Origin of the sequence: Nonomuraea sp. NPDC050643, assembly GCF_040654715.1 — a bacterium.
Taxonomy (GTDB): domain Bacteria; phylum Actinomycetota; class Actinomycetes; order Streptosporangiales; family Streptosporangiaceae; genus Nonomuraea.
The window spans coordinates 63,341-84,505 of record NZ_JBFAIM010000064.1 but is presented as its reverse complement, the minus strand read 5'-3'; the positions used below and the strand labels follow the sequence as shown (position 1 = coordinate 84,505).

Annotated in this window: 21 protein-coding genes; 12 read left to right on the top strand and 9 right to left on the bottom strand. The window is 73.4% G+C overall.

Translation table 11 applies throughout. The features are described 5' to 3' along the window. The 3 genes from AB0I15_RS51710 to AB0I15_RS51700 all read left to right on the top strand — a co-directional run. The coding region (locus tag AB0I15_RS51710) for a hypothetical protein (protein ID WP_358114080.1) at positions 1-510 on the top strand (510 nt) is incomplete at its 5' end. Beyond that, complete coding sequence (locus AB0I15_RS51705) at positions 510-1,226, top strand: hypothetical protein (protein WP_358114078.1); 717 nt, start codon at positions 510-512, stop codon at positions 1,224-1,226. The genes AB0I15_RS51710 and AB0I15_RS51705, both read left to right, overlap by 1 nt. Positions 1,227-1,237: 11 nt before the next feature. Beyond that, on the top strand, positions 1,238-2,197 hold the full coding sequence (locus AB0I15_RS51700) for a hypothetical protein (protein ID WP_358114076.1): 960 nt from the start codon (positions 1,238-1,240) through the stop codon (positions 2,195-2,197). A 63-nt stretch (positions 2,198-2,260) separates the two neighbouring features. Here AB0I15_RS51700 and AB0I15_RS51695 read toward each other — a convergent pair whose 3' ends face one another. After that, positions 2,261-2,788, bottom strand: a complete 528-nt coding sequence (locus AB0I15_RS51695) for a hypothetical protein (protein WP_358114074.1) — start codon at positions 2,786-2,788, stop codon at positions 2,261-2,263. Between the two features lie 148 nt (positions 2,789-2,936). After that, positions 2,937-3,980, bottom strand: a complete 1,044-nt coding sequence (locus AB0I15_RS51690; RefSeq protein WP_358114072.1) for a serine hydrolase — start codon at positions 3,978-3,980, stop codon at positions 2,937-2,939. 332 nt (positions 3,981-4,312) lie between these two features. Here AB0I15_RS51690 and AB0I15_RS51685 point away from each other — a divergent pair, with 332 nt between their 5' ends. Together AB0I15_RS51685 and helR are read left to right on the top strand one after the other, a co-directional pair. Beyond that, on the top strand, positions 4,313-4,573 hold the full coding sequence (locus AB0I15_RS51685; protein ID WP_358114070.1) for a hypothetical protein: 261 nt from the start codon (positions 4,313-4,315) through the stop codon (positions 4,571-4,573). Positions 4,574-4,748: 175 nt separating this feature from the next. Continuing rightward, entirely contained in the window at positions 4,749-6,899 is a 2,151-nt protein-coding gene (gene helR / locus AB0I15_RS51680; protein WP_358114068.1) for an RNA polymerase recycling motor ATPase HelR, read from the top strand. A gap of 42 nt (positions 6,900-6,941) precedes the next feature. Here the strand turns inward: helR and AB0I15_RS51675 are convergent, their stop codons facing one another. After that, positions 6,942-8,255, bottom strand: coding sequence for an MFS transporter (locus AB0I15_RS51675; protein ID WP_358114066.1), 1,314 nt, complete (start codon positions 8,253-8,255; stop codon positions 6,942-6,944). A gap of 152 nt (positions 8,256-8,407) precedes the next feature. Between AB0I15_RS51675 and AB0I15_RS51670 the strand changes: the two genes are divergently transcribed. From AB0I15_RS51670 to AB0I15_RS51640, 7 genes are all read left to right on the top strand, one after another. Next, positions 8,408-9,004, top strand: a complete 597-nt coding sequence (locus tag AB0I15_RS51670) for a TetR/AcrR family transcriptional regulator (RefSeq protein WP_358114064.1) — start codon at positions 8,408-8,410, stop codon at positions 9,002-9,004. After that, complete coding sequence (locus AB0I15_RS51665; RefSeq protein WP_358114062.1) at positions 9,001-10,185, top strand: FAD-dependent monooxygenase; 1,185 nt, start codon at positions 9,001-9,003, stop codon at positions 10,183-10,185. The genes AB0I15_RS51670 and AB0I15_RS51665 overlap by 4 nt, the downstream gene beginning before the upstream one ends. A gap of 2 nt (positions 10,186-10,187) precedes the next feature. After that, entirely contained in the window at positions 10,188-10,670 is a 483-nt protein-coding gene (locus AB0I15_RS51660) for a nitroreductase family deazaflavin-dependent oxidoreductase (RefSeq protein WP_358114060.1), read from the top strand. A gap of 45 nt (positions 10,671-10,715) precedes the next feature. Then, positions 10,716-11,114: a metalloregulator ArsR/SmtB family transcription factor gene (locus tag AB0I15_RS51655; RefSeq protein ID WP_358114058.1), complete on the top strand. Its 399-nt coding sequence runs from the start codon at positions 10,716-10,718 to the stop codon at positions 11,112-11,114. Then, positions 11,111-11,902, top strand: coding sequence for a cation transporter (locus AB0I15_RS51650; protein WP_358114056.1), 792 nt, complete (start codon positions 11,111-11,113; stop codon positions 11,900-11,902). Before AB0I15_RS51655 ends, AB0I15_RS51650 begins: the two co-directional genes overlap by 4 nt. Further along, positions 11,899-12,363 carry a DUF3703 domain-containing protein gene (locus AB0I15_RS51645; protein ID WP_358114054.1) on the top strand — a complete coding sequence of 155 codons (465 nt, stop codon included), beginning with the start codon at positions 11,899-11,901 and terminating at the stop codon, positions 12,361-12,363. The genes AB0I15_RS51650 and AB0I15_RS51645 overlap by 4 nt, the downstream gene beginning before the upstream one ends. A gap of 86 nt (positions 12,364-12,449) precedes the next feature. Further along, on the top strand, positions 12,450-13,160 hold the full coding sequence (locus AB0I15_RS51640; RefSeq protein WP_358114052.1) for a TetR/AcrR family transcriptional regulator: 711 nt from the start codon (positions 12,450-12,452) through the stop codon (positions 13,158-13,160). A 17-nt stretch (positions 13,161-13,177) separates the two neighbouring features. Here the strand turns inward: AB0I15_RS51640 and AB0I15_RS51635 are convergent, their stop codons facing one another. The 6 genes from AB0I15_RS51635 to AB0I15_RS51610 form a co-directional block, all read right to left on the bottom strand. After that, on the bottom strand, positions 13,178-14,119 hold the full coding sequence (locus AB0I15_RS51635) for a M56 family metallopeptidase (RefSeq protein ID WP_358114050.1): 942 nt from the start codon (positions 14,117-14,119) through the stop codon (positions 13,178-13,180). Then, on the bottom strand, positions 14,116-14,475 hold the full coding sequence (locus AB0I15_RS51630) for a BlaI/MecI/CopY family transcriptional regulator (protein ID WP_358114048.1): 360 nt from the start codon (positions 14,473-14,475) through the stop codon (positions 14,116-14,118). Before AB0I15_RS51630 ends, AB0I15_RS51635 begins: the two co-directional genes overlap by 4 nt. A 72-nt stretch (positions 14,476-14,547) precedes the next feature. After that, positions 14,548-15,195, bottom strand: a complete 648-nt coding sequence (locus AB0I15_RS51625) for a vitamin K epoxide reductase family protein (RefSeq protein WP_358114046.1) — start codon at positions 15,193-15,195, stop codon at positions 14,548-14,550. After that, entirely contained in the window at positions 15,176-15,919 is a 744-nt protein-coding gene (locus tag AB0I15_RS51620) for a thioredoxin domain-containing protein (RefSeq protein WP_358114044.1), read from the bottom strand. Before AB0I15_RS51620 ends, AB0I15_RS51625 begins: the two co-directional genes overlap by 20 nt. An 82-nt stretch (positions 15,920-16,001) precedes the next feature. Then, positions 16,002-17,300 carry a M1 family metallopeptidase gene (locus AB0I15_RS51615; RefSeq protein ID WP_358114042.1) on the bottom strand — a complete coding sequence of 433 codons (1,299 nt, stop codon included), beginning with the start codon at positions 17,298-17,300 and terminating at the stop codon, positions 16,002-16,004. Beyond that, on the bottom strand, positions 17,267-21,106 hold the full coding sequence (locus tag AB0I15_RS51610; RefSeq protein ID WP_358114040.1) for a Pls/PosA family non-ribosomal peptide synthetase: 3,840 nt from the start codon (positions 21,104-21,106) through the stop codon (positions 17,267-17,269). Before AB0I15_RS51610 ends, AB0I15_RS51615 begins: the two co-directional genes overlap by 34 nt. Positions 21,107-21,165 lie beyond the last annotated feature (59 nt).

Sequence of the window (21,165 nt, the reverse complement as noted above, 5' to 3'; positions counted from 1 at the left end):
CACGCGCGCCGCGGCACCGCCGCCGGTCTGCGCGCGGCGATCCGCGCGCAGACCGGGGCGCGGGCCGTCATCGCCGAGCCGCTCCAGCACACGCACTGGTGGGTGCTCGGCGAGCAGCGGCTCGGGCTGGAGACGATGGTGCCCGCCGGCGAGCCGGGCGGCGCGGTGCTCGGCGCGGGTGCCACGCTGGACGCCTCCTTCCTCGACCCGTCACCCGGTACCGCCCTGTTCGAGAGCGTCGCGCACCGCTTCGGCGTACGCGTCTACCGGGGTGACGCGCGACCGGCGGCCGTCCGGCGGGTGGTGGAGCGCGAGAGTCCCGCGCACACCGCGTTCCACGTCTGCGTCATCGAACCGCGCATGCGGCTCGGAGTGCAGTCCGTGCTCGGCGTGGACTCCGTCGTGGCCGAGCCCGCCCCTGCCGGGTCCGGCGTGCTGGCGCTGGCCGGCCCGGCGACGCCACGGCTGGGCGCCACCACCGTACTCGGACCGATCGGAAAGGAAGCGTGATGGCAGACCACCTGCGGGCGCCGACCAGGAACAACTACTTCTACGGCCAGCTCATGACCGTGGAGACCTTCACCACGGAGACCGACTACTTCCTGCGGCAGGAGCGCACCTTCAGCCGGCTGGCCGTGGGCCACGGCGTGGTGTGCGGGCTCGACGTCCAGCTCGTCGACGCGGGCCAGGCGGTCGTCGTGACCCCCGGCCTCGCGGTGGACCGGTGGGGCAGGCGGATCGTGGTGCCCCGTACGTCGGCCAGGATCCCCATCCCGGACGAGGTGCTCGAGGAGGCCGTCGAACGCGGGCGCGAGTGCCGCCAGGACGCGTGCGTACAGGTGCTGCTCGGCTACCACGAATGCGTCACCGACCCGATGCCCGTGCACGCGGGCGACTGCGACGACCCCAGTCCCTGCATGCCGGGCACCCTGCGGGAGGGCTACAGCGTCTCCTTCCGCGCCGACTGCGCGCCCACGAAGCGTCCCTCGCCCGGCGGGCGGCTCATCCGCGGGGGCCGGGTGGACTACGCCGAACTGGCCCGGCTGGTGACCCGCGACTGCCCGCCCCTGGCCGCGGACGCGCGCGTCGTGCTGGCCGCGCTCCAGATCGAGGACTGCCCGCCGCACGCCGAAGGCGACCCGGACATCACCGTACGGCCGATCGCGCCGACCAACCAGGTGCTCATGCGGCTGCTCCTGGCGCTGCTCGAATCCACCCACGAATGATGAGGGCGACCATGCACGACACGTTCGAACGGCCGCGGTTCTTCCCCCGCCAGCTCGTCACCCACACCGAGCTCAACCAGGCGGGCGACTACGCGCTGGCCCGGCTCCGCCGCCACAACCGCATGATGCACGGGTGGGGAGTGGTCTACGGGGCGCTCGTGTGCCCGGCCGGGGATCCGTGGCGGCTCAGGATCACCCCCGGTTACCTGCTCGACCCCGCGGGCAACGAGCTGTGCGTGCCCAAGGAGCAGGTGGTGGACCTGCGATCCGACGGGGTGACGGTCGCGGCCGACGACCCCTTCACGCCGTGCGGCGACCCGGTGCGCCGTGGACGGGCCGGCACGGTGTGGGTGGCGCTGCGCTACGTGGAGGAGCCGCTGCGGCCGGTCCGCACGCCGACGTCCGGCTGCGGCTGCGACGACACGGCGTGCGAATACTCGCGCGTGGGCGACGGCTACGCGGTGGCCTTCCTGCCCGAATGCCCGCCCTCGCACGGCGGCTCCCCGCCCAGGCCCGATGAGTTCCTGAACGGCGTGCCGTCGCCGTACCCGCCGTCCGGCCTCGACCCGTGGGTGGTGCTGGCGAAGGTCGAGGTGGACGCCAAGGGCGAGATCGTCGCCGTCGACAACTGCTCCTGCCGCCGGATCGTGACCACTCTGGCGCCGTTCTGGCAGCGGTGCGCACCCCAGCCCGCCTCCATCAGCCAGGTGTCGGTCAACCCCGAGGGCCCGATCGCGCCGGGCGCCACCGGGGTGCGGCTGGTCGTCGAAGGGGCGGGCTTCGAACCGGCCGCACGGGTCGACCTCGGGCTGGGCGTACGGGTCACGCGGGTGGAGGTGACCACGGGCGGCACCACGATGCTGGTCACGGCGCACGTCCTGCACACCGCCGCGCCGGGGGGACGCACCCTCACGATCACCAACCCGGACGGCTCGGCCACCAGCCGCCCGGAGGCCATCTCGATCACCTGAAGCCTCCTCACGCGGCGGGCACCGCCCGCCGCGAAGGGGTCACCTCCGTCCGCTGGTCCGGCGCTACCTGAGGCAGTCCTGGGCGGTCAGGAGGAGGGTCACGCCGAGGACCATGTTCTTCGACACGAGGAAGACGTAGGACGCCTTGGGGTTGCCCGGGACGGTGGCGAAGGTGCCGTACAGCGTGTTGCGCTTCAGTTTGGGGTAGGCGGCTCGCAACTGCGCGGGGGTGGAGCCCCTGCCGATGCCCTGTGGGGTCTTGACGGAGGAGGGTGCGGAGATCGTGACCACGCCCTGCTTCTTCGAGATGAACAACCCCGCCCGGTCGCCGCCGTACCGCTGCGCCTTCAGGTCGTAGGCCGAGCACTTGGTCGGGGCGTTGATGGTCTTGCGCACGATCAACCCGGTCGCTCGGGCCTTCGCCTCGCTCATCCCGAGCCTGATGCCGCCGTACCCGAACGGGCCCAGCGTCCGCTTCTGGGCGGCGGGAGCGGCGTTCGCCGCGGGCACGACGCCCGCGAGCACGACGCCTCCCGCCAGCGCCGCCGCCAACGCCGATCGGCCGATTCGCAGGGCGATGGCCTGCTTCATGATGCTTCCTCCATGATCGCGAATTCGTCACCATAGCCCGGACGCGGGCGCGGCGGTGGGCGATTCACGCGATCGGGCCCGCCTTCCGCACTCGCACGGGCGGTGCCGGCAGGTCATGCGCCGTTCCCCCTCAGCCCCGTCCGCCCCGTCAGCCCAGGGCGTCGGTGACGAGCCGGCTCACGCGCTCCACCGCCTGTACGCCCGCGCCCATCGAGCCGTGCCGATGCGAGATGACGGCGATCATGTACGTACGCCCCCGATCCCGCACCCGTCCGATGCTGTTGACCGTCCACCGCCCCCCGTGCCGCTCGCGCGGCAGCCAGCCGTTCTTGAGCGCGACGTCCGCCCCCTTACGCCCGGACGCGCTGACGCCCCACGCCTGCTCGGGAGCCACGCCGCCCATCAGGCCCAGCACGTACCGGCGGTTCTTCGCGGAGAGCGGGCTCCTGGGCGAGGTGAGCGCGGTCAGCAGTCGGACCTGGTCGGCGGCGCTGGTGGTGGTCGAGCCCCACACCCCGCCCGGGCCGGGGACCGTCTCACGCAGGCCCAGCCTCCTGTTCGCGGTGGCCAGCCCCGACGCGCCGCCGATCGCCGTCCACAGCGCGGAGGCGGCGGTGTTGTCGCTGACCCGGATGGCACGCTCCGCCGCCCGCCGCTCTTCCGGGGTGAGGCCGCGCCGCTGACGCTGGGCCTTGAGCAGCAGCGCCATCACGAGATCGACCTTGACGATGCTGGCCGTGGCCGTCCTGAGCCCGGGGTTGTAGGAGTAGGACCTGCCGGTCGACTGATCCCGTACCGACACCGCCACCTGGCCGGGGATCTCATCCAGATAGCGGTCGAGCGCCCGGGTCAGCGGCTTCCTGAACGCGGACGTCATCGTGGCCGGGCTCGTCGCGACGGTCCGTCCCAGGATGGACGGGTACGCGGCGGCGTTCAGCCCCACGGCGACGAACGTGGCCCCCGCCTTGTAGGCCGCGAGCCCGGCCAGCAGCGCGTCCGTGTACGGGAAGGCGCCTGGCACGCACATGGCTCGCTCGCAGCCGGCCGGGCGGTCCCGCATGTCGTGGGTGGCGGCGGACGCCGCCTGGACCGTTCCACTGTCGAGAGCCAGTTGGCCGGTCCCGGTGGCCGCCAGCGCCAGGACGGCCGCGGCGAGCCTGTGCGCCGTCCCCCGTTTCGCGCCGATGTTCATTTTGTCCCCCTTGTGCGCACCGCCCCCGGGCGCATCCCCCTGCCGGGGTCCCGGCTCATCGCGCGCCGGGACCACCTCATGTGTCCTTGGTTCGCCGGAGACCGCTTTCCGTATGAGCGATCGGCGCATTTTTCACGCGATGGCCGACATGTCGGGCTGCGTTGCGTGAGGTGGGGTTGTCCGTTGAGAGCGGACCAAGAGGGGGAAAGGGGAGAATCCACTCCTTTCCACTCTTAACGTATAGCGTACCGGGGGGCTTGCGGCAAGACCCGGGTCGTGCCGCAGAATCGTCGGCCTAGGGCCGGAACCTGCGGACATATGGGGGATGCGAAGTGCGGGTGTTGTTGTCGACGTACGGGTCACGCGGCGACGTCGAACCGTTGGCGGGACGCGCGGCGCGGTCGCGAGCGCCCGGCGCGGAGGTACGGGTGTGCGCGCCACCGGTGTACGCGGGCTTCGGCGGCATGCCCATGCGCGCGCCCGTGGACGCCGCCCAGGAGGCGACCGCCGTGGCCGGCACGATCCGCGCCGGCCGGGCGGCGAGACCGCTGCTGGACGCGCTCAGCCGGGAAAGGCCGCCCGTGCCCGCCTGAACCACACGGAATCGCCGAGCCAGGACCCAGAACCTCAGAAGCCACCGGCCCTGGCGGCCTGAAAACCGGCCGCGACCGGCCGCTCAGCGCGGCCCGCGACCCGTCATGTCCGCCAGGTTCGTCACGCCGTGCCGCGTGTCATGGTCGCCAGCGACCGCAGATTTGGAGCCATTACGTGAACCCCTTGACCACCAGCGCGTTCGACCTTCCCGGCCACCTGTCCCCCAAGGCCGACCCGAAGCTGATCGCCGCCGACGAGCGGCATTTCGCGGCCATCGCGGAGAGCCTCGAGCAGGCGATCGCCGACCTGTCCGACCGCCTCGCCACCGAGCGCAGGGCGCCCGGCGGCATCGGCAGGCAGGCGCTGGACCGGGACCTGGAGATCCACCGGCTGACCGCTCGCCTGCGCGCCCTGCGCCGCTTCGGCCTGGACCTGTGTCTTGGGCACATGGTGGGCGCGGACGACGCCGGCCCCGTGTACGTCGGACGCCTCGGCCTCACGGACAGCGAGGGCCGCCGGCTGCTGCTCGACTGGCGCTCCCCCGCGGCCGAGCCGTTCTTCGGAGCCACCCACGCCAACCCGATGGGCCTGGCCAGCCGCCGCAGGTATCGCTGGACCCGCGGCCGGATCAGCGACTACTGGGACGAGGTGTTCGCCTCGGACGGGTTCGAGGGGCACGCCGCGCTCGACGACCAGTCCGCCTTCATCGCCAGCCTGGGCGGCAACCGGTCGGCCCGGATGCGCGACGTGCTCGGCACCATCCAGGCCGACCAGGACGCCATCATCCGCGCGGGGTCCCGTGGCGCCCTCGTCGTCGACGGCGGCCCGGGTACGGGGAAGACCGTCGTCGCCCTGCACCGCTCCGCCTACCTCCTCTACTCCGACCCCCGTCTCGGTCACCGCAGGGGCGGCGTGCTGTTCGTCGGTCCGCACCAGCCGTACCTGGCCTATGTCGCCGACGTCCTGCCCAGCCTCGGGGAGGAGGGCGTGCAGACCTGCACCCTGCGGGACCTCGTCGCCGAGGGGGCCGCGGCGACGGTCGAGGCCGACCCGGACGTGGCCCTGCTGAAGTCGTCGGCGAAGCTGGTGGAGGCGATCGAGCCGGCCGTCCGGTTCTACGAGAACGTGCCTGCCAAGGGGATGACGGTCACGACCCACTGGTCCGACATCTGGCTGAGCGCCGAGGACTGGGCCGAGGCGTTCGAGGCGGCGGAGCCCGGCACTCCGCACAACGAGGCGCGCGACCAGATCTGGGAGGAACTGCTCACGATCCTGGCGGACAAGCACGACGACGAGAACATCTCGCCCGACCTGCTCCGCAAGTCGCTGCTGCGCAACCGGGAGCTGCTCACGGCCTTCAACCGCGCGTGGCCGCTGATCGAGGCGGCCGACCTCGTCGGAGACCTGTGGACAGTGCCCGCCTACCTGCGCAAGTGCGCTCCCTGGCTCAGCCCCGACGAGGTCCGGCGGCTGCAGCGCGCGGACGCCCAGGCCTGGACGGTGTCCGACCTGCCGCTCCTGGACGCGGCCCGGCAGCGGCTCGGCGACCCGGAGGCGGCCCGGCGCAAGCGCCGGCACGAAGCCTCCGTCGCCGCCGAGCGCGAGCGCATGTCCAGTGTCGTCGACAACCTGCTCGAGGCCGACGACGACGGGGAAGGGCTGGTGACCATGCTGCACGGACGGGACATCAAGGACGCCCTGATCGACGAGACCGCGCTGCCCAGCGTCGAGCCGGACCTGCTCGCCGGCCCGTTCGCGCACATTGTCGTGGACGAGGCGCAGGAGCTGACCGACGCGGAGTGGCAGATGCTGCTGCTGCGGTGCCCGTCGCGGAGCTTCACCATCGTCGGGGACCGGGCCCAGGCCCGGCACGGGTTCACGGAGTCATGGCGGGAGCGGCTCGAGCGGGTCGGAATCGACCGGATCAACCTGGCCTCCCTGAGCGTCAACTACCGGACGCCGGAGGAGATCATGGCGGAGGCCGAGCCGGTCATCCGGGCCGCGCTCCCGGACGCCAACGTGCCGACCTCCATCCGCGCCGGCGGCGTCCCGGTCGTCCACGGATCCGCCGCCGATCTGGACTCGATCCTCGACACCTGGCTGGCCGCGCACGCCGACGGGATCGCCTGCGTCATCGGCGATCCCACGTTCCGGGCGACGTCCCGGGTCCGGTCGCTGACGCCGGAGCTGTCGAAGGGGCTGGAGTTCGACCTGGTCGTGCTGATCGATCCCGAGACGTTCGGAGAGGGCATCGAGGGGGCGGTCGACCGCTATGTCGCGATGACCCGGGCGACCCAGCGGCTCGTCATCCTCACGACCTCCTGAGTCGGCCGGGCGGACGCCCGCTCCCGGAGACGGGCGTTCCGATCAGGCGGTGCCTTCTCGTACGGAGTCCCGGGCGCGGCCCTGGTGCCCGGAGGGCCGGCGCTCCGGCGGCAGCCGGCGCTCCAGGCGCAGCATGAGCACCGCGCCCAGCGCGGCGAGGAGGCCCACGGCGAGCCACGGGAGCAGGCGGTCCTGGCTGAAGAGCAGGCCGAACAGGCCGGGCGCGACGATGTTGGCGCCGGCGAAGGAGTATTGGAACGCCGCCAGGTAGGTGCCCCGCGACCCGGCGGGTGCCGCGTCCGCGGCGAGCGCGTTGGACGCGGGCCCGTAGATCATCTCCGCGAGGGTGTAGCACACCACCACCGCCACCAGGAACGGCACCAGCGCTCCAGATGGCAGCAGGGCGGCAGCCGCGGACGCGGCGCACCACAGGGCCCACAGGCCGCCGGCCCAGGCCATGGCGCGGGCGCGGGTGCGACGGCGGCGGACGAAGCGGGTGAGGGCGGCCGTACAGGTGGCCAGCAGCAGGGTGTTCAGGGCCAGGAGGGGGCCGGGCGCCCAGGCCGGGCCGGACAGGCCCTGCACGACGTAGACGGGCAGGGACAGGGCGAGGAACGAGCTGCACAGGGCGAAGATCGTGCAGATCCCGATCAGCGCGAGATAGGGCCGGTCCCGCAGCAGCGCCCGGTGACCGGAGGGGCCCTCTGCCGGTGGCGGGGCGTGCGGGGCGGACGGCACCGCGACGACGACCACCAGCGCGGCGACCAGGTACGCCAGGGCGCTGCCGAGGATGAGCCCGTCGTAGACGCGGGCGGAGTCGAGGGTGAGCAGCGCGCCCGCGAGCAGCGCCCCGGCGGCGGCGCCCGATTCGCGGATCATCCCGGTCCGGGCGAACCAGTGGTCCTTGGCCTCCGCTCCCTCGGCGTCCGCCTGGTCGGCGATGAGCGTGAAGACCGAGGACCAGTAGACCCGCAGGCCGACCGTCGTCACCAGGACGGCGGCCACCAGTGAGAACTCCCCGGAGACGGCCAGGTAGAGCAGGAAGCCGAGCCCTTGCAGCGCTTGGCCGCCGGCGACCACCAGGCGCGGCCCGAGCCGGTCGACCAGGCGTCCGACGACCAGCGGGACCGGCAGGGTCAGCGCGGTGGTCACGCTGATGAGCACGCCGATCGTGGCCAGGTCCAGGTCGGTGACCTTGAGGAAGTACAGCAGCGACAGCGGGAGGTACAGGCCCGTGCCCAGCGCGTCGACCGCCACCGCCGCCAGGAGCGGCCACCGCCTCCGGCCGCCGTAGCCTGTGCCGCCGTGCCCTGTGCCGCCGTGCTCTGTGCCGCCGTCCGTCGTCGCCTGTGCCACGTGATGTACCGCCTTGTCCCGTGTCGGCCCCCGATGACCGGCCGTCGTTTGTAACACGGGGCTCCGCGGCCCCTCAACTCCTTTTCACCCGGGTTGCGCCGGCTGTCGCGACGGAGTGGCCCGACGCGTCGATCGGCCGCTAAGTTGGCCGCATGACCAACTTGGCCGATCGACCAAATTCGGCGCGCGGCGACCGTCGCCGAGAGCAACTGGTGGACGCGGGCATCTCCCTGCTGCGCGCGGAAGGGTGGCCCGGCGTCACCACGCGCGCCGTCGCCGAACGCGCCGGAACCAACCCCGGCCTGATCCACTATCACTTCGGCGGGCTGTCCGGGCTGCACGAGGCGATCTTCCGGAGCGCGACGGACCTCATCATCAACCCGCTGGTCGCCGAGCTCCTGGCCGCCCCGGACGAGCGGGCGGCGCTGGCGATGGTCGGGAGCATGCTGCCCGAGGCCACCGGCGACGAGCAGGCCACCCGGCTGGCCGCGGAGCTGATCGTCGGAGCCATGCGAGATCCCGCCCTGGGCGTCGTGCTGCGTGACGAGCTGCGCCAGGCCCGCGCGCGGATCGCCGACCGTCTCGGGCAGGTGCACCCCGGCTGGCCGCCGGCACTGCGGACCGGCGTGGCCACCCTGATCGCCGCGTCGATCGACGGGCTGATGCTGCACCACATGATCGACGGCGAGCTCCCCGCGGGCGAGGCGCTGGCCGCCGTGGAAGAGCTGCTGCAGGGCGGGCGGCCGTGAGAGTCCTCATCTGCGGCGGCGGGATCGCGGGGCTCACGCTGGCGTACTGGCTGAGGCGCCGCGGCATCGAACCCGTGGTCGTCGAACGCGCCCCGCACGGCCGCCTGGGCGGCTACGGCATCGACTTCTTCGGCACCGGCCACGACATCGCCGCCCGCATGGGCATCGTCGACCGGCTGACGCCCCATCGGCTGCCGGTCGACTCCGTGGACTTCGTCGACGCCTCCGGCCGCGCCGGCGCCCGGCTGACGACGGCGCTGCTCGACAAGATCATTCGCGGGCCGCATCTCCCGCTGATGCACACCACCCTCGAAGGCGTCCTCCTGGAGGCGATCGAGGCGGAGGTGGAGGTGCGTTTCGGGGAGACCATCACCGCCGTACGCGACCTGGACACGGCCGTGGAGGTCGACCTGGCCCGGGGCGGCACGCAGCGGTTCGACCTGCTGGTGGGGGCCGACGGCATCCACTCGCGGACACGGGAGCTCGTCTTCGGGCCGGAGGCCCGTTTCGCCCGTCACCTCGGCTGCCGCCTGGCGTCCTATCCGGTCACCGACCGCTATGGCTGGGGGCGGGTCAGGGCCCACTACACCGAGCCCGGCCGGCAGAGCGTCGTCTACCCCACCGGGGAGGCCGGCACGCTGATGGCCCTGTTCCTGTTCAGGTCGGCCCACGGCGGACGCGTGCCGCGCGCCGAACGCCTGGACCTGCTCCGCTCGACCTTCCACGGCATGGGCTGGATCACCGCGTCGCTGCTGGCCGACGCCCCGGCGAGCGAGTCCGTCTTCATGGACACGATGGCCCAGATCGTGCTGCCCGCCTGGCATCGCGGCCGGGTGGCGCTGGTCGGCGACGCGTGCGGCTGCATGACCATGGTGTCGGCACAGGGCGTGTCCATGGCGATGGCGGGCGCGTACGTGCTGGCCGAGGCCCTGGAGGAGGAGGCCGGTCACGTGCGCGCGTTCGCTCGCTATCAGGGGCGGATGCGCGCAGAGGTGACCCGCCGGCAGCGCAACGCGCTGCTGTTCGCCCGGACGCTCGTGCCGGGCACCCGGGCCGGCCTGGTCGCGCAGGGCTTGGCCAACCGGCTGATCATGCGCGAGGCGTTCGCACCCCTGCTGCGCCGCCAGTTCGGCGCGCGCAGCATCCTGCCCCCGCGGACCGCGGACCCCGGAAAGGACTGACCATGGAGATCGTCAAGAGGGCCGCCCCGCCGACCGGGCTGCGCCGCAGGTTGTGGCGGCTCCCCATCCGGCTGTACCGCATGGGGCTCGGGCCGCTGCTGGGCCGCCGGATCATGCTGCTGACCCACACCGGCCGCGTCTCCGGCCGCACGCGGCAGGCCGTGATCGAGGTCGTCCAGCACGACGAGCGCGGCTACGTGGCGGCGTCCGGGTTCGGGCCGCGCGCGGACTGGTACCGCAACGTCATGGCCACGCCCGAGGTGACCGTCCAGATCGGCGGGCACGTGTTCCGGACGACCGCCGCACCGATCGCAGCCGACGAGGGCGCCGAGATCATGGGCGGGTACGCGCCCCGCCACCCGGCCGCGGCCCGCCAGTTGTGCAGGCTCATGGGCTTCGCCGTCGACGGCAGCGTCGAGGACTACCGGGAGGTGGGCCGGCGCGTTCCGTTCGTACGCTTCATGCCACACGATCCTCGCACCTGAGCGAAAACTTGCGATGTCATGCTGGAATCGGGTTATCATCGCCACATGGCGATTGATGATGGCGGGCGGTGCGTGACCGCCGACATAGCCTCCGGCATCCCCCCGGCGGCGGCGTTGTTCCACTCCCTGGCCGACGCGACCCGGCTGCGCATCGTGCGGCGCCTGGCCCGCGGTGAGGCCCGGGTGGTCGACCTGACCGCCGAGCTCGGACTCGCGCAGTCCACGGTGTCCAAGCACCTGGCCTGCCTGCGCGACTGCGACCTGGTGGACTACCGCGCCGAAGGCCGCCAGTCGTTCTACTCCCTCACCAGGCCCGAGCTGATGGACCTGCTGGCCTCCGCCGAGCAGCTCCTGGCCGCCACCGGCCACGCGGTCACCCTGTGCCCCGCCGACGGGGATGCCGACAGGGGTGCGGGCCTCGTGGCGGAGGATGTGGCGCCATGACGACGGCCGGGCTGTCCGGCGTCGGGCCGGCGCCGGTCCGGCGGGCCCTGCTTCGGCGCCGCGTCCGGCTGTTGGTCGCCGCCACCATCACGTACAACGTGATCGAGGCGGTCGTCGCCATCACCGCCGGCGCCGTCGCGTCGTCGGCGGCGCTGATCGGGTTCGGCCTGGACTCCGTCGTCGAGGTCGCCTCGGCCGCCGCGGTGGCCTGGCAGTTCTCCGCCGCCGACCACGAGCGCCGCGAGCGGGCCGCGCTGCGGATCATCGCGCTCTCCTTCTTCGCCCTGGCGGCCTACGTCTCCTTGGACGCCGTACGCGCCCTGCTCGGCACCGGCGAGGCCGGGCATTCCACCGCCGGGCTGATCCTGGCCGCGCTGTCCCTGATCGTCATGCCGTTCCTGTCGCACGCCCAGCGCCGTGCCGGCCGGGAGCTCGGCTCGGCCTCCGCGGTGGCCGACTCCAGGCAGACGCTGCTGTGCACGTACCTGTCGGCGGTCCTGCTCGCCGGTCTGGCGCTGAACAGCCTGTTCGGCTGGTCGTGGGCCGATCCGATCGCCGCCCTGGTCATCGCCGCCGTCGCGGTCAAGGAGGGCCGCGAGGCCTGGCGCGGGGACGCCTGCTGCGCCGCGCCCTCCGCCGCGCCCTCCGCCGCGCCCTCCGCCGCGCCCTCCGCCGCGCCCTCCGCCGCGCCCTCTGTCACGCCCTCTGTCACGCCCTCTGTCACGGGGACCTGTGCCGCCGGCGGCTGCACGGGCGCCTGCTCATCCGCCCAGGAGGACACCCTGTGATCGGCCGGCCGATGCCCGCCCCGGTGCGCGACGCGTACCACGCCGAGATGCGCGCCGCCCGCGCCGCCGCCCAGGCCGGGGCCCGCTGGCGGCACCTCGAACGGGCGCACATCCTCTCCCAGCCGTGGCCCTGGCCGCACACCCGCAACCACGTCGCCATGTTCTTCCTGGCCCTCGCCCAGCGCGACCGCCGCGAAGCCGACCACCACGCTGCGCAGCGACAGAGCGGCGGTGGTCAGCATCACCAGCGACGTCCCCGAGGAGATCGCCCGCCGCACCTCGTCCTCGAACCCGGGCGGGGTCACCGCCCTCAACCGGTCCAGGTCGACCTGCGGCACCGTTCCGAAGATCGCGATGGCCATGTTGCGCCTCTCGCCCTCGTACGCCGCAGCGATGAGCGGAAGCGAGCCGACCAGCACCATCGCGGCGCCGACGCCTTGAAGCCCTCTGGCCAGAAGTGAGGCCGGCATGCAGAGTGCGTTAAAGTCAACGATGTGTGCAGTTTAACGAGTGACCGGGAAGCTCCCGGATGGCTACGCTGATGGCGATGACCGAGAAAGAGACCAGATCACGCCGCCGACCGGCCACCCGCAAGGGCCGTCCCACCCTGACCCGCGAGCTGATCGCCGAGCGGGCGCTGCTCCTGGCGGGTGCCGAGGGCTTCCCCGCGGTCACCATGCGCCGGCTGGCCGAGGAGCTCGGTGTCACGGTGCGGGCGCTGTACAACTACGTCCCCGACCGGCAGGACGTGATCGACCTCGCCGCGCGGATGCTGCTGGCCCAGTGGGAGCCGCCCGAGCTCGACGCCGCGCACTGGGAGGACAGCGTCCGCGCCTACTGCGCGCAGCTCCGGGGGCTGTACCGGCGCCATCCCCGAGCCCTCCTGGTCTCCCTCGACGAGCGGGTCCGCTCGCTCGGAGTCCACCCCAACCGGCTCGCCAACCCCGACGCCTTCCTCGGCCTGCTGCGGGGTATCGGGCTCACGCCGCAGGCCGCGCTCCGGGTGCACGGCGAGCTGGGGCTGAAGCTGTTCGGCTTCACCCTGCTCGTCGACCATCCCGCCGATCGCGCGCCGGGCGATCGGGGCCCCCTCGACACCGCCCCCGTCCCCGAGGCGTGGCTGGCCGCGCACCCCGACCTGCCGCTCCCGTTCCTGACCGAGGCGGTGCACCTCACCAAACCGACCCCGGACGAGATGTTCGGCTATCTGGTGGACACCCTCATCCTCAGCATCCGCGCGCAACTGCCCGCGACGTGAACGTCTCGGCGGGCCGTTCAGATGTTCCAGACGGTGAGGCAGAGCAGCGGGGCCAGCAGCACCGCGAAAGGCCCGCTGAGCAGCAGGGTGGCGACCGAATAGGCGGCGGCGGGCACCCATCGCGGCCGCTCGTGGTCACGCAGGAGGCGCGCCACCCGCTCCGCCACGGCGGCATCGGCCAGAGCCGGCATCGCCGCCCCGCCGTCGAGCCGGGGGGTCGCCATGCGCACGAGGGTCCGGGCGAGCAGGAACTCGCCGTGGGCGCGCCGGGCGTGGTCGTCGGCCATCATCTCCAGCAGCACCGGAACGACCTCACGGGCCACCCGGGCGGCCGGCAGCCAGGGGAAGGCCTGCGCCAGCGCGATGAAGGGAAGCTGCACCAGGTCGTGACGGCCGCGGGCGTGGGCCCGCTCGTGCTGGAGCACCGCCTCGAGCTCCTGCGGGCCGAGCAGGTCGAGGGTGCCCTGGCTGAGCACGACCCGCCCGCGCCTGCCGGGCAGGCAGTACGCGACCCGCTCCTGGGTCGGCAGCACGTAAGCGTCGTACACCGGCGAATGGTCGGCCACCACGTCCACCAGCAGGCGCTGGCGTCGCTGCTGCGCGGCGGTCCTGACGGTGACCCTGGTGGTGTGGACGAGCAGCCAGACGATCAGGCCGACCGACCAGGCGAGCGCCGCGACGTGCGGCGGCCCGAGCCCGTCGAGCCCCTGGCCGTTGGCGATCTGCCCGGCGAGGGCGTGCATGCCGTGCGGGAAGACCGCCGCCAGCGGCGCCACCGCCGCGACGAGCCCGATCCCCACGGCACCCAGGCCGCCCGCCAGGCAACTGGCCTGCCACAGCACCAGAGCCGCCCGGGGGGTGCGGTACGTCCACGGCGCCGCGGCGAGCCGGCGCGCCATCCGGCCGCCGAACGCGATCGGCGTCAGCGCGACACCGGCGGCCACCAGCCAGCCGCTCACGACGCGGTCCCGTCCCGCCCGTCCAGCGCCTCACGCAGGGCGGCGGCCATCTCGGGCGTCACCGTGCCGACGAAGTGCTGCGCGGTGGCGGCCAGATCGCCGGCGTCCTCCAGCGCGGCACGCATGACCTCGGCCACGAAGACGTCCCTGCCCGCCATGGCCTTGTAGAGGTGGGCCCGCCCGATCCGCTCGCGGGAGACCAGGTCCTTCTGCGACAGGCGGACCAGAACGGTCAGGACCGTCGTCACGGCCGGCTGGGAGGGCAGCGCGTGCGCGACGTCCTGGGCGAACATGCCCTCCGGGTGGCTCCAGAGCGCTTCCATGATCGATCGCTCCAGGTTGCCGAGCCGTACCATCGCGCTCCTTCCAGTGCCGTCAACGCCGAGAAGAAGGTTACCGGCCCGCCCTCTCCCGGGTTCGGGGCTCTGTCAGAGCAGGGTGCTCCAGTAGGACCAGAAGCGAACCCCGATCAGGGTGATGAGGAGCAGGAACCAGACGGTGAGCGGCACGGTGTGGTAGGCGGCCAACGTCCTGGCGAGGCGGCGCGCGGGAGGGCGCGCCATGGTGCGCAGGGTGACGTACCAGAAGACGGGCACGGTCACGGCCCACACGATCATGCAGTACGGGCACAGCGCGCCGATGACGTAGAGGCTCTGGAAGATCAGCCAGTGCACGAAGACCACGCCGGCGGTGACGCCGGCCTGCAGCCCGAGCCAGAACCAGCGGGGCAGCCGGGCCCCGGTGAGCAGGACGGTGCCGACCGTGGCGACGACGGCGAAGGAGGCGATGCCCAGCAGCGGGTTGGGGAAGCCGAAGAGCTCGGCCTGCGGCGTTTTCATGATCGACCCGCAGGACAGCACCGGGTTGATGCTGCAGCTCGGGATGTAGGCCGGGTTCTCCAGCAGGGCGATCTTCTCGATCGTCAGGACGAACGCCGCGACCAGCCCGATCCCGCCGCCGATCAGCAGCAGCCGCGGCAGCAGCAGGGGGAAGAGGGCGGGCTCTGACTCGGCGGTGGCGAAGGCGGTGGAGACGGCGCCCGGCGCGGGCGCGGCGTCACTGGGCGAGTGCCGCATCGATGGCCGCCTTGAACTCCTCCGCGCTACGGGGCTGGATCTTCGTGCCGTTGAGGAAGAACGTCGGGGTGCCCTGCACGCCGAGCGCCTGCCCGTCGGCGGCGTCCCTCTTCACCCGGGCCAGCGTGGCCGGATCGTCGTACGCCTTGTCCCAGGCGGCCAGGTCCACACCTACCCCCTCGGCCATCGTGCGGAAGAACGCGTCGGCCGGCACCTGCTTCTCGGCCCACTGGGTCTGCGTCTCGTACATCCGCTGGTACATCGGTTCGAACTTGCCCTGCCGGGCGGCGGCCTCCACGGCCCGGGCGGCGCGCTCGGCGTTGAAGTGGCCGCCGAGCGGGAAGTAGCGGGCGACGAAGGTGACCTTGCCGGCGTACGCCTTGCGCAGCTCCTCCACGGTGGGGAAGTACGCCTTGCACGCCTCGCACTCGAAGTCGAGGAACTCGACCAGCGTCACCTTGCCGTCGGCGGCGGTCTGCAGGCGGTGGCTGTCCTCGCGGACCACCTGCGGCGCGCCGGCCGCCGCCGGGGCTCCCCCGGCCTGCTCCCCTCCCGAGCCCATGGTGCCGATCGCCAGCCACACGGCCGCCACCACGGCGAACACCCCGATCACGGCGACGGACATGGTGACGTTCTTCTGGCGCGCGGAGCGTTGCCTGTCGTGGGCGCGCATCCCCTCGACCTTCGCGCGCCGGGCGTCGGCCCGATCCTGTTGCTGCGGCACCTGCGACTCCTCACCACCGACCGTTTATTTCTACAGAGTGTAGAAGATGGGTGGGGCGGTCGCGTATCCGGCTCCGATCAGGTCAGGGCGGCGGGAGCGGCTTGTCGTACAGCCAGGCGGACAGCAGCGGCACGACCGGCCGTGAGGTGTGCCGCTGGACGTGCGCGGCGAACTCCCGGGTGGTGACGGTGCCGTGCCGGTGCTCGGTGGCCCAGGCGCGCAGGGCGGGGACGAACACCTCGTCGCCCACGGCATGGCGCAGCGCGTGCAGGGTCAGCGCCCCGCGCTTGTAGACGCGGTCGTCGAACAACACCCCGGCGCCGGGATCGGCCAGGACGAAGTCCTGCGGCAGCATGGCGAGCCGCTGGTGCCAGCGCTGGGCGTGGCCGGCGGTGGGCAGGCCGCCCGACGCCTGCGACCAGAGCCATTCGGCGTAGGTCGCGAAGCCCTCCTGCAGCCAGATGTCGTTCCAGCAGGCCACGGTGAGGCTGTTGCCGAACCACTGGTGCGCCAGCTCGTGCGCGACCAGCCGCTCGGATCCGCGGACGCCGTCGGCGTGGTTCCGGCCGAAGATCGACATGCCCTGCGCCTCGACCGGGATCTCGAGGTCGTCGTCGGCCACCACGACGATGTAGCCGCTGAACGGGTAGGGCCCGAACAGCTCCTCGAACAACGCCATCATCTCGCCCTGCCGGCCGAAGTCGTGACGGACGCGCGTGGCCAGCCGCGCCGGGTGCGCGAGCCGCACCCCGTCGACGTCGGAGAGCTGGTAGCGCCCGATCTGGACGCTCGCCAGGTAGGTCGCCATGGGCTCGGCCTGGTCGTAGATCCACGTCGTGGTCCCGGCCCCACGCCGCCGGGCCACGAGCACGCCGTTCGCGATCACCTGGTACGGCGACGCCGTCGTCACGGAGATCCGGTACGACGCCTTGTCGCCGGGCCGGTCGTTGCACGGGAACCAGGAGGGCGCGCCGATCGGCTGGCCGGCCACGAGCGCGCCGTCGGTCAGCTCCTCCCAGCCCAGGCCGCCCCACCGGCTCGGCACCGGCACGGGGCTGCCCGCGTAACGCACCTCCACCACGGCCTGCGCCCCGGCGGGCAGCGGCCGGGGCGGCGTCACGCGCAGCTTGCCGCGGGCGTGGACGTAGCGGGCGGCCAGGTCGTCCACGCTGACGCCCAGGATCCGGAACCTGCCGAAGTCGAGGTCGAGCACGCCGAGCGGTTCGGCGGCCGACACCGTCAGCCGCGCCGTGCCGTCGAGCCGGTTGGCCGCGACGCGATAGGCCAGCCGCAGATCGTAGTGTGTGACGCCGTACCGGTGGTCGCCGTGCCCGGGGAAGTACGCCGTCATCGCCAGGCCGAGATGGGGTTGCCGAACCACCGGGTGTGGCCGGGCACGTTCTCGCCGCGCATCACCAGGGAGGCGGGCCCGATCGTGGTGTCGGTGCCCACGCTCGCCGCCGGCAGCACCACGCCGTGCGGGCCCAGCGTCGCGCCGGCCTCGAGCGTCACCGTGTCCATACTCATGACCCGGTCGTGGAAGAGATGTGTCTGCAGGACGCAGCCCCGGTTGACGCACGCGCCGTCGCCCAGGGTCACCAGGTCCGCCTCGGGCAGCCAGTACGTGTCACACGTGACCCCATGTCCAATGCGTGCCCCGAGCGAGCGCAGCCACACGTTCAGCGGCGCCGTTCCGAGCCACGGCTGCGCGAACCAGGGCGCCGCCAGCACCTCGACGAAGTTGTCCGCCAGCTCGTTGCGCCACACGAACGAGCTCCACAGCGGCCGGTTGCCGGCCTTGATCCGGCCGACGAGGGCCCACTTGGCGGCCGTCGCGACCGCCGCCGCGGCCACGCCCGCGGCCGTCATGACCACGCCGCTCAGCGCGGCCGCCGCGGCGAAGCCGTACCCGGCCGCGAGACCCGTGAACGCGGCGGCGACCAGGACGGCGAGCGCGACCGCGCACATGGCGGGCACGACGCGGCACGCCTCGACGAGGGCCCGTGCCGCCTTGTAGCGCGCGGGCGGGTCGTAGGTGCGGTTCCGGTCGCCCTCCTCCGCGGTGCGGTGCAGCTTCATCGGCGGCATGCCCACGTACGACGAGCCGGACTTGGCCTTCTTCGGCGTCGCCGACAGCACCCCCACCAGGCCGTCCTTGGGCACCTTGCGGCCGGGGGCGGTCATTCCGGAGTTGCCGAGGAAGGCGCGCTTGCCGATCCGCGCCGTCGCGATGCGCATCCAGCCGCCGTCGAGCTCGTAGGGGGCGACCATCGTGTCGTCGGCCAGGAAGGCCCCGTCGCCGACCGAGGTCATCGTGGGCAGCGCGAGGACCGTGGACAGCTCGACGCCCCGGCCCACCTTCATGCCGAGCGCCCGCAGCCACATGGGGGTCACGACGCTGGCGTACAGGGGGAACAGCCAGACGCGGGCCGAGGACATCAGCCGGCCGGTCGCCCACGCCTGCCAGGCCTGGCGGCTGTGCACCGGGTGGTGCCCGGGGTGCAGGCCGAGGCCGAGCAGCCGCACGCTGACCAGCGTGACCAGGGCGAAGGCGGCCATGCCGGCGATCGTGGCGAGCGGCACGGCGGGCAGGGCGGCCAGCAGCGCCGCGCCGAGCGTGCGCGCGTCGCGGGCGAACACGCCCAGGATCGCGAGGCCGGCCCCGGCCGCCACGACCGGGAGCAGGCTGAGCGCGACGGCGGTGACGCCGTAGAGCCCCGCCCAGAGGCGGGAGCGGGCGGCGCGCTCGGGCGGGCGCGTCCTGCGGGACTTGCCCTGCCGGAACGCCGGCGCGCCGGCCCACAGCGCGCCCGCGGGCACATTCCCGGCGACCGCGGATCCCGGCGCTATCTGGGCGTTCTTGCCGATGCGCGCGCCGGGCAGCAGGGTCGCGCGGGAGCCGACGGTGGCGCCCGCGCCGATCCGGATCTCGCCGATGTGCAGGCGGTCGCCGTCGAACCAGTGGCCGCTGAGGTCCACCTCCTGCTCGATCGACGCTCCCCTGCCCATCTTGAGCAGCCCTGTGACGGGCGGGGGCGAGTGCAGGTCGGCGTCCGTGCCCACCTGGGCCCCGAGCAGCCGGGCGTACCAGGTCATCCAGGGCGCGCTGGCCAGGTCGGGGACGCCGAGCCTGGCCGCGAACTGCTCGGCGAACCAGAGTCTCAGGTGTACGCCGCCGCCGCGCGGATGGCTGCCGGGCCGCACGCCGCGCAGCAGCAGCCGGGCGACCGCGGCCGACAGGCCCATCCGTCCCATCGGGGTGACGAACGCCAGCGCGCCCAGGGCCACCCACCACCAGGACAGGGCCGGCGCCCACGACGGCGCGAGCAGGTTGCCGAGCGCGGCCAGCGACACGAGCCAGCGCATCGCGCCGGCGGTGAGCAGCGGGACCATGAGCAGCGTCTGCGCCAGCGCGGCCCGCCGGGGCATGGGCGCCACGGGCGGCCGGGCGGGCTCGGGCTCGTCCCTGGCGGCCAGGAGCCCCGCCAGCCCGGCCAGCGTCGGCCGCGCGTAGACGTCGCCCACGGCCATGTCCGGGAAGTCGGGGCGCAGCAGGGACACCAGCCGGGCGGCCGCCAGGCTGGTGCCTCCGCTCGCGAAGAAGTCGGCGTCGGGTCCTTCCGGCGCCACGCCCAGGATGGCGGTCCACCGCTCGGCCAGCAGTTCCTCGGCCGGGCTCAGCCCGGACAGGGGCGCGGCCGGCTCGGACAGCGGCCAGGGCAGCGCGTCGCGATCGATCTTGCCCGAGGTCCGGGTCGGGAGCGAGTCGACCGGCGCCAGCCGCGGCACCAGGGCCGCGGGCAGCGAGTCGGCGAGCAGCTCACGCGCTTCGGTCGCGTCGAAGCCGGGACCGGTGACGACGTAGCCGACGAGCACCTGGTGCCCGCCGCCCGCCGTGCGCACGGCGGCCGCGGCGCCGGTGACGCCGGGCAGCGCCTGCAGCGCGGCGTCCACCTCGCCCAGCTCGATCCGCCGCCCGCCCAGTTTCACCTGGTCGTCGGCCCGGCCGACGAACACGAGGCCCTCGGGGTCGGCCTTCACCAGGTCACCGCTGCGGTAGGCGCGCGCCCAGCCGAGCGACGGCAGGGGCGCGTACTTCTCGGCGTCCTTGGCCGGGTCGAGGTAGCGCGCCAGGCCCACGCCCCCGATGACCAGCTCGCCGGTCTCTCCCATGGCCACCGGCTCGCCCGAGGGGCCGATCACGGCCAGGTCCCACCCGTCGAGGGGCAGGCCGATGCGTACGGGCTGGTCGCCGGTCAGCCGCGCCGCCGACGCCACCACCGTCGCCTCGGTGGGCCCATAGGTGTTCCACACCTCACGCCCGGGCACCGCCAGCCGTTCGGCCAGCTCGGGAGGGCACGCCTCCCCGCCGAAGATCAGCAGCCGGATGCCGCCGAGGTGCTCGGCCGGCCAGAGCGCGGCCAGCGTCGGCACGGTCGAGACGACAGTGATGCCCCGCTCGGCCAGCCAGGGGCCCAGGTCCATTCCCGTGCGGACCAGGGAGCGGGGCGCGGGCACGAGGCAGGCGCCGTGCCGCCAGGCCAGCCACATCTCCTCGCACGAGGCGTCGAAGGCCACCGACAGCCCGGCCAGCACCCGGTCGCCGGGACCCAGCGGCCGTTCCTGCAGGAAGAGACCGGCCTCGGCGTCGGCGAACGCGGCCGCCGACCGGTGCGTCACCGCGACGCCCTTCGGCTTGCCGGTGGAGCCGGAGGTGAAGATGATCCACGCGTCGTCGCCCGGAGCGGGCGGCCCGCCGGTCGTCTCCGTGCCCTGGTGGACCAGCACCTTGTCCGTGATGACCGCGTCGACCCCGGCCTCGGTGAAGACCAGTTCGGCGCGCTCGTCCGGGTCGTCGGCGTCGACCGGGACGTACGCGGCGCCGGCCGCCAGCACGGCGAGGATGGACACGTAGAGCTCGGCCGTTCCCGACACGACGCGGACGCCCACCCTGGCGCCGCGGCCGATCCCGGCGTCGGCGAGCTCGGCGGCCATCCGGTCCACCTCGGCGCGCAAGGCGCGGTAGTCGAGGCGGACGGTGCCGTCGTCCAGCGCGGGGGCCTCCGGGTGCAGGCGTGTGGTCTCGTCCAGGATGTCGAGCAGTGTGCGTGCCGGCGGCGCCAGCACTCCCGCTGGATAGACCGCGGTGACGGTCCTGGGACGTACGTCGGCCGAGTCGCTACGCAAACGCTGCTCCCTGGGTCAGGCGGCGGTGCCCGTTCGAGGCAGAATGCCGCGGCATCCGA